General features: G+C 54.6%; 7 protein-coding genes. 4 read left to right on the forward strand and 3 right to left on the reverse strand.

Annotation, left to right across the window (positions count from 1 at the left end):
• Positions 1-167 precede the first annotated feature (167 nt).
• Positions 168-2,708, forward strand: coding sequence for a glycosyltransferase (locus VEZ52_RS11960; RefSeq protein ID WP_324837012.1), 2,541 nt, complete (start codon positions 168-170; stop codon positions 2,706-2,708).
• A 139-nt stretch (positions 2,709-2,847) separates the two neighbouring features.
• Here VEZ52_RS11960 and VEZ52_RS11965 read toward each other — a convergent pair whose 3' ends face one another.
• Together VEZ52_RS11965 and VEZ52_RS11970 are read right to left on the reverse strand one after the other, a co-directional pair.
• Positions 2,848-3,069, reverse strand: a complete 222-nt coding sequence (locus tag VEZ52_RS11965) for a hypothetical protein (RefSeq protein ID WP_324837013.1) — start codon at positions 3,067-3,069, stop codon at positions 2,848-2,850.
• Positions 3,070-3,318: 249 nt separating this feature from the next.
• Positions 3,319-4,470 carry an HD-GYP domain-containing protein gene (locus VEZ52_RS11970; RefSeq protein WP_324837014.1) on the reverse strand — a complete coding sequence of 384 codons (1,152 nt, stop codon included), beginning with the start codon at positions 4,468-4,470 and terminating at the stop codon, positions 3,319-3,321.
• A 338-nt stretch (positions 4,471-4,808) separates the two neighbouring features.
• On the opposite strand from VEZ52_RS11970, the gene VEZ52_RS11975 reads away from it, so the two are divergent.
• From VEZ52_RS11975 to VEZ52_RS11985, 3 genes are all read left to right on the forward strand, one after another.
• Positions 4,809-5,867, forward strand: a complete 1,059-nt coding sequence (locus VEZ52_RS11975; protein ID WP_324837015.1) for a polysaccharide deacetylase family protein — start codon at positions 4,809-4,811, stop codon at positions 5,865-5,867.
• Positions 5,868-5,903: 36 nt separating this feature from the next.
• Positions 5,904-6,548 carry an HAD-IA family hydrolase gene (locus VEZ52_RS11980; protein WP_324837016.1) on the forward strand — a complete coding sequence of 215 codons (645 nt, stop codon included), beginning with the start codon at positions 5,904-5,906 and terminating at the stop codon, positions 6,546-6,548.
• 96 nt (positions 6,549-6,644) lie between these two features.
• Positions 6,645-7,766: a glycosyltransferase family 92 protein gene (locus tag VEZ52_RS11985; protein WP_324837018.1), complete on the forward strand. Its 1,122-nt coding sequence runs from the start codon at positions 6,645-6,647 to the stop codon at positions 7,764-7,766.
• 102 nt (positions 7,767-7,868) lie between these two features.
• Here the strand turns inward: VEZ52_RS11985 and VEZ52_RS11990 are convergent.
• Positions 7,869-8,385 (reverse strand): ACT domain-containing protein (locus VEZ52_RS11990; protein ID WP_324837017.1); only part of this gene is annotated, 517 nt, incomplete at its 5' end.

Below are 8,385 nucleotides of genomic sequence, written 5' to 3' on the forward strand. Positions count from 1 at the left end.
CTGGATTTTTTCTATAGTGCAGACCATGCAATACCCAGTACGCATCCGCATCATTTCAGGCAACGCTGTAAACGGCGGATGTGTCGCGCCGTTACGGCAACGTAGTTGCTGACGGCGTGATGATGGCGGAATCGCGAATGGTCACAGCACATTCAGGAGGAAGCCGCATGTTCCCAAGCCCAGACGGAAAGCAGAAAAATTTCAGCCCCTTCAATGCCTCGTTCTGCGTAGATCTGCACGTCCATTCCCGCCATTCAACCTGCCCCTCGCAGTGGATTTTGCAAAAGATCGGCTGCGGCGAAAGTTACACACCTCCCCGCAAGATTTACGACATCGCAAGAGCCAGGGGCATGGACTACGTTACGATTACGGATCACGACACCATTGCTGGCGCGCTGGAAATCGCCCATTTGCCGCAGACATTCATCAGCGAAGAAATTTCGGCCTACTTTCCTGAGGACAAGTGCGAAATTCATGTGCTTGCCTGGGATATCACCGAGGCGCAGCACAGGGAGATAACGCGGCTTCGGGGCAACATCTTTGAGCTTGTTCCCTACCTGATGGGGCAGGGCATTGCCCACGCCTGCGCGCACCCCCTGTGCGCGGCCAATAACCGGCTGACTCTGGGCCATGTGGAGCAGCTCATACTGCTGTTTTCAGTTTTTGAGCTCAACGGTGCGCGCAATAATGTGCAGAATGACGCGCTGCGTCAGATTGTGGAGGCCCTGACCCCGGAATCCACAGCCAGAATGGAAGAAAAACACAACGTCAGCGCACTTGTTGCCCAGCCCTGGCGCAAGAGTTTTGTGGCCGGGTCCGACGACCATTCCTCCTGCAATATCGCCAGAAGTTCCACGGTGATAGAAGTTCCCCGCGCAGAACTTGGCTGCTCGGGCCACGCCCCGGCTTCGGCCTTGTTGCGGGCTGTCATGGCAGGTGGCACCACGCCACGGGTCATACCTGCAACGCCGCTGGGTTTTGCCCATAATCTGTACGCAATTGGCTACCAGTTCTACAAAAACTCCACGGGGCTCGCGCAGGATATCAACAACAGCACCGTTCTACGCTTTGCCGAAAACATGCTCACGGGCAAGCCTGATACGCGCAGCCGCACCATCAAGACGCGCGTCATGTCCATTGGCGGATTTTTGCTCAACTGCGGCAGATGGGTGTCCCGCTCAGAAAAAAGCATGCAGGAAAGTATACTTGAGGCGGCTGGCAGGGCCATTGCCCAATCGCCGGAGCTTGCCGTGGCGGCGGACAGCGTCAACGTCATTGTGCCGCAGGAGCGCATGCCCCGGCGCGAGGCGCTGCTGGCCCGCTTTGTGGGCGATGTGGCGGAAAACGTGCAGCTTGCCTGCGCCAATTCTGTTTTGTCTGACGTGCTCAAAGGAAATTTTTTCAATGTGTTCAAGCTGGTGGGCGCCATGGGGTCGCTCTACGCCATGCTTGCCCCTTACGGCATCGGCTATTCGCTTTTTGCGCAGGATAAAATGTTTGCGCGCGAATGCCTGCGCCGTTTTCTTCCAAGGGACGCCAGATCGGACACGGCGGCGGACAGGGCCGCCATTGCCCATTTTACGGATACCTATCTTGAGGTGAACGGCGTTGCCAAAACCCTGCAATCCATGTTGCCTCTGGCGCGGGAGCAGGGCAAGAGAATGGACATCCTCACCTGCGTGCGGCCAGAAAATGCCCAAGGCAGCCACTCCGACGGACTTGGTCCCATAAATTTCAGCCCCACGGGCAGTTTTTCCATTCCTGAATATCCCGAGCTGACGCTGCACTATCCGCCCGCGCTTAAAATCGTGCAGCACTGCTATGAGAGCGGCTATACCCTGCTGCACTCCGCAACGCCCGGCCCCATGGGGCTTGCAGCCCTGCTGACGGCAAAAATGCTCAAGCTGCCCATCCACGCCACCTACCACACGGCATTTCCGCAGTATATTCTGGAGCTGACGGGCGACCCCTCGCTGGAAGAAGCCACCTGGCGATATGTGTACTGGTATTATAACCAGATGGATGTGGTCTTTGCGCCCTCGGCTGCCACCATGAAGGAACTGATCGCCCACGGTCTGCCCGAGGAAAAAATCCGCCTCTATCCCCGCGGGGTGGACGCCTCGCGCTACACGCCAGCCTGGCGCAACAGCGGGCGGGAAAGCGCTCAGGGAACACGTTTTCTGTATGTGGGGCGGCTTTCAAGAGAAAAAAGCGTCAACCGTCTTGTGGATGCCTTCAGGATGGTGCTGGAGCATATCCCCGGCGCGCAGCTGACCATTGTGGGCGATGGCCCGCAGGCCGGGGAACTTCAGGCGCAGGCTGCGGACATGCCCGTGACCTTTACGGGCTATCTGAGCGGTGCTGCGCTTGTGCAGGCCTATGAAGAAGCCGACATCTTTGTTTTCCCTTCAACCACAGATACGTATGGCAAGGTTGTGCTGGAGGCGCAGGCTGCGGGGCTGGCAGTGGTGGTGAGCGGGCAGGGCGGCCCAAGAGAAAACGTGGTGCCGGATAAAAGCGGCATAGTGGTGCGGCAGGAAACAGCAGAGGCCTATGCCTCGGCCATGGTGGCTCTGGCAAGCGACGAGGCCATGTTGTTTGCCATGAAGCGAGAGGCCCGCTGCTATGCAGAATCTCGCAGCTCGCAAAAGGCCTTTGCCGCCCAGTGGAAGCTCATTGAAACCCTGACGCCGCAAGCCTGCTGGTAGCCTTTGCGGCGTACTGCAAGGCCAGCCTGGCACGGTCTGCACAGCTCGGGCGCGGTAACTAACCGCTTCGGCCGCAAAATACCGCAAGACAGGGTTTGATATCAGCCTGACCGCCCTTGGCAGAATGCCCGGGGCGGTTTTAGTCGCTGATTCTGCTCACAAGGCGGGCCAGCACATCGGGGCCGTCCTTGAGGAGTCTTTCACGCATGACCGAAGCCTCGCTGAAGGTAATTTCCGCAAGCAGGTCTTTTCCTTTCTCCGGATTGCTGGAAATGATGGCTTCAAAGGTCTGGGCCACAGCTTCCTCATCACGGCCAGTCAGCTGGCTGAGGGCACCAATCAAAACATCAACTCTGCGCATGAAAATTATCCTTAAGCCTGATGCGTTTTGACATTTCAAATTCTGGGGCAGGGCCTTGCCGCATCCCGGATGGTGAACATACTGAAATAGAAGGTTTATCCCTCGGCCGATGTATAGCGTTTACAGCACCTGCGGGCAAGCCCGGATGTGTAAAAGAAATGTGAACATTGTGTATTTGTGGCAAAAAATGCCGTGGATTGCTGGTGGGGCGTACTGAATGGTGTTTGTCTGCACGACCAGTGAACTGGCCTACGCAGGACCGCCCAGCAACATCGGGATATCAAAATGCGCTGCTTCGGCCGCAGATAGAGAGCGCGTGATGCGCAGGCCTATATAGCGCGTGAGGTCGACAAACTGTGGTTGAATGGCGCGTCCGTCAGGGTCTCGCGCCACAAGAACGCAGGGCTGCGCGGGAAAATTGGGGTTGGAGCGGCACACAATGCCCTGATGCTCGTTTGAAAGCTCCACTGCAGTACCCACGGGGAAAATGCCCACCATCTTGATAAAGCGTTCCACATAGCCGGGGGCCCAGGCCTGACCGCGCATTTTGTACATCATGCCCAGCGCCTTGTTGGGGGCCAGTGCGCCCTTGTAAACACGCCTGGACGAAAGGGCGTCATACACGTCGCTGAGCGAAAGAATACGGCCAAAAACGCCAATCTGCTTGCCGGATAGCCGATTGGGATAGCCCGTACCATTGTGCTTTTCGTGGTGCTGCGCAATGCCTTCAATGGCTTCTTGCTCAACACTTGAAAACTGCTTGATTTTTTCAACACCAAGCAGCACGTGCGACCGCATGACCTCAAATTCCTGAAACGTCAGGGAGCGGGGCGCGGTGAGAATTTCTTTGGGAATCAGCGCCTTGCCGTAATCGTGCAAGAGTCCGGCCAGCCCCACGTTGTGCAGGCGGTCATCGGGCATACCCAGAAAATTGGCAAAGGCAACGGCAAAAATGGTCACGTTAACGCTGTGGGCGTAGGTGTATTCGTCTGTTTTTTTGAGCAGGGAAAGCGTCACCAGCGCGTCAACATTGCGCGAAAGGCTTTTGATGATGTCGCCCACCAGCGGGCGCGCAAAGGTAAGATCAAGCGCGCCGCCTCTGGCGGATTCGAGAAAGTTTTTCACGTTCTCGTAGGCGTCTTCATAAATTCTGTTGGCGGTTTGCAGTTCTATGGCAAGAGGGGTGTTTGGCTGGGGAGCTGCGGAATTTTCGTCGCGTGAACGTTCCGGGTCGTAGTATGCTTCTGCAAATCCCTGAAGGATTATGCCGTTGATCTCGTCGTCCGACGCCAAAATTCCCTCCTGCATATACAGCAGGGGGGCTTTCAGCCATGATATCCCGGGGTCAACAATATACATCCCCGGGCGTAGGGTTGAAACGGGTATTTTGATGTGGGACATGTGGTCTTGATCGCCTGGATATAAGTTTTTGCCTTGATCTCCGCAGATAGCAAACCCCGCAGTAATGCCCACGCAAGGCCAACACGCCGCCGTAAATAGGTTTTGAAACTATGCGATATTTGAAAAATAAATTCAACACGCAATTTGCTGGGGAATTAATTCTTATGATTACAGGTGGGTATAGATGCCACTCGCTACGCTTGTATGCCGATTGTGTAAAGGATATAGACCTGCTTGGCAGAAAAAGGCTTCACTGTGTGCACAGCGCACTAATCCCTGAACTATCGTTCCCAAAAGTTGCTGTTTGACGCCGTAACGCGGCGCAGGAGTTTCCCTCTATGTTCAGCTCAGTCAGCCCGGTTTTGCGGTTGCGGCTTATTGTTGCTCTTTTGGCAGGCGTTTTCTGCTTTTTTACGGGCATATGCACTGCCGCGGTTGCTGCTGATGCTGTGCCTGCTGCTGCCCCTGCTGCTTCGGCGGCTCCGGCCCTCTCATGGGCGCCCGATGCGCAGGATGCCCGCAAAGCGTTGCGCAACGATGCAACCCCGCCCGCCAAACGCGAGCCATCCGTGATGCTTCCTCCGCTCGGGCCCGATGCGGTGGGTACCATCCGGCGAGTAGCGCTGGCCGATGGGGCCAAGGTGGTTGCCCTTACCTTTGATCTTTGTGAGCTGGATACAGTTACCACCGGCTGCGATATGGATATTCTCGGTTTTTTGCGGGCCGAGCATATCCCGGCCACGCTCTTTATGGGCGGCAAGTGGATGCGCACGCATTCCCGCCGTGTGGTGCAAATCATGGCCGAGCCGCAGTTTGAAATAGCCAATCATGCATGGTCGCACGGCAACTTTGCCCTGCTTTCCCCGGCTGGCCTGCGCGCCCAGGTTTTGTGGACGCAGGCGCAGTATGAGCTGCTGCGTGAGGAGGCCTTGCGCGAAGCCAGGGCGCAGGGCCGCCCGGAGCCTGTCATTCAGCCTGTGCCCACACTGTTCCGTCTGCCCTACGGGCGTTGCAGCGACCAGTCTCTACAGGCGCTGGCAAAGCTGGGCATGCAGGTGGTACAGTGGGATGTGGTGGCGGAATCCGGCGCAGACAATACCAATGTCGAGCATGCGCGGCGCGAGGCCCATCTGGTTGCCTCGCAGGCCAAACCGGGCTCCATACTGTTGTTCCATGCCAATCTGGTGCCCAAGGGTTCGGCGCAATTGTTGCGCGAGACTGTGGCGGAACTGCGCCGCCGGGGCTACAATTTTGTTTCTGTGGGTACCCTGCTGGGCATGGGCGTACCGCAACGCACCATGAACGGCTATTTTACAGCACCGGGCGACAACAAGGCGCTGGACAGCAAGTTTGGCGTTGACGGCACCGGGCGGCATACGCCCTTTAACGGCGAGTAGCCCTTCGCCCGAAACCGGAAGCAAGGAATCCCCTTCGTGAAGCAATACCTTTTTTTTGATCTTGATGGCACGGTGACAGACTCCAAGACCGGCATCATCCGCTCGGTGCAGCATGCCCTGAAGTATTTTGGCGTTGCCCGCGCTGACGATGATCTGCTCTACTTTATCGGCCCCCCGCTGAGAGATTCGTTCGGTAAGCTGTTTGGGGGCGACACTGCCAAGGCTGAGCTGGCCGTGCAGAAATATCGTGAATATTATTCGGTCACGGGTATATTTGAAAATGCGCTTTATGACGGCGTGGCAGACATGCTGGCAGACCTGCGGCGCGAGGGCCGGGTGTTGTCGTTGGCTACATCCAAACCGGAACCCTTTGCCCAGCGTATTCTGGAGCATTTTGGCATTGCCAGCCTGTTTGACCATGTGGCGGGCGCGGAGCTGACCGGCCCGCGCAACAGCAAAACGTCCGTGCTGCGGCATGCCTGCGGCCTGTGCGGTGTTGTGGATATGGCGCAATGCCTGATGGTGGGCGACAGAAAATATGACATTCTTGGCGCGCATGCCGTGGGTATGGACGGCGTGGGCGTGCTCTACGGCTACGGCTCGCGCGGCGAACTTGAAGAAGCCGGGGCGGACAAGTTGTGCGATGATGTGCCCGCCCTGCGGCGCCTGCTCCTTGCGTGATGTCCTTTCAGAGGTTACTTTTTTTGTGCTTGAGGTTTGGTGAATGACAACAAAGTAGTCATCTACGTATAAATTCGTGAATAGCATTAATAGGTGATGATCGCCATGTATTACGCAACGATATGTGCAATAGCGAAAAATGAAGAGTCTTTTATCAAGGAGTGGGTAGAGTATCATTTACTCATAGGATTTGAACATATTTATATTTATGATAATAATAGTCGCGTGCCTATTTCTGAAGCACTGCCTGAGTATATAGATAGCGGTTTGGTAACTGTCATTAATTCCACGCGCGATGTAGATCAGCAACGCATTGCGTACATGGATTGTTTGCAAAAGTATGGAAGCCAATGTAAGTGGATGGCATTTATTGATATTGATGAATTTATAGTGCCGAGGTCGGAACACGACATTCGCGATATTCTTGACAGATACATTGACTATGGCGGTTTGGCGATTCATTGGAAAATATTTGGATCAGCAGGGCACCGGACAATTCCTGCTGGTGGTGTTATAAAGAATTATAATAAAGTTATTTCTTTTGATAGTCATATAAAATCAATTGTACAACCATCAAAAGTTGATAAGGTTTTTACTCCTCACAGTTTTGGATACCACGATGGAAGCTTTTGCGTGAACGAAGATTATGTTCCCGTTGCTTCATACCAATCATACCACATATCCAGAACTGTCCAAATAAATCATTATTACTACAAATCTTTGGAAGACTTTAAGGATAAGATTAAACGCGGCCGTGCAACGAGTCGTGACAGAGATTATGATGCTGCTCTGGCTGAATTTGTCAGGCAGGAATCTCAGGAGGGGGAACTGGATCAGGACATTCAGTTTCTTGTGGAACAAAAGAAATCTTGCATGCCGACGCTGGAAGATATCCGCAAGAATGTATCTGATTTTCAGAAGACTCCGCGTGAATTCGAATCATTGATAACAGATTGTATATCAATGAATAAAATTGGTCTGGCATTGAATATGGTGCGGATATACAGCAGGTATTATGATACTTCAGTAGTTTGGATGCTGGCGGCAAGGGTTAATTTACTGGCGGGAAATCATGCGGAATGCTTGCGTTATCTCCAAAAACTGCTTGTTGATGTTGATAATCCTCTGAGGGCGGGGGCTTATGGCTGCCTTGCCGATTATTACCAACTCCTTCACAACACAGATGCCGTCAAGAGTCTGCAGAGAGCTTTGTCATAAGAACAACGACTCGCGATATTTTGAGTATCTCCAAAACAAAAAAACTCCCCGCAAGCGGGGAGTTTTTTTGTTCAATATGTCGGTAAACTGAATGGCAGGCGCTTAGCCCAGATCCCAGTCCAGTCCGAAGGTGTCGTGCAGAATGCGCACGGCAAGCTCAACGTATTTTTCCTGAATCAGGATGGTGATCTTGATTTCAGAGGTGCTGATCATGAGAATATTGATGCCTTCCTGCGTCAGTGCGGCAAAGGCCCGCGCGGCAACTCCGGAATGGTTGCGCATGCCCACGCCGATGGCGGAGACCTTGGCAACGCTCACGTCGTGCAGCACTTCGCGCGCGCCGGTCTTTTGGGCCACTTCTTCCATCATCTGCAAGGTCTGCTTGAGATCCTTGCGCGAGATGGTGAAGGTCATGTCGGTGTGGCCGTCCTGGCTGGTGTTCTGCACGATCATGTCGACCAGAATGCCCTTTTCGGAGAGAGGGCCAAACACCGCCGCAGCCGTACCGGGCACGTCGGGAAGGTCGCGCAGGGTCACGCGGGCCTGATCTTTGTCATATGCAATGCCGGAAACGAGTACGGCTTCCATGGTGGAGTCCTCCTGAGTGACAAGCGTGCCT

This window comes from Desulfovibrio sp. (assembly GCF_035644575.1).
In the GTDB taxonomy this organism is placed as follows: Bacteria; Desulfobacterota; Desulfovibrionia; order Desulfovibrionales; family Desulfovibrionaceae; genus Desulfovibrio.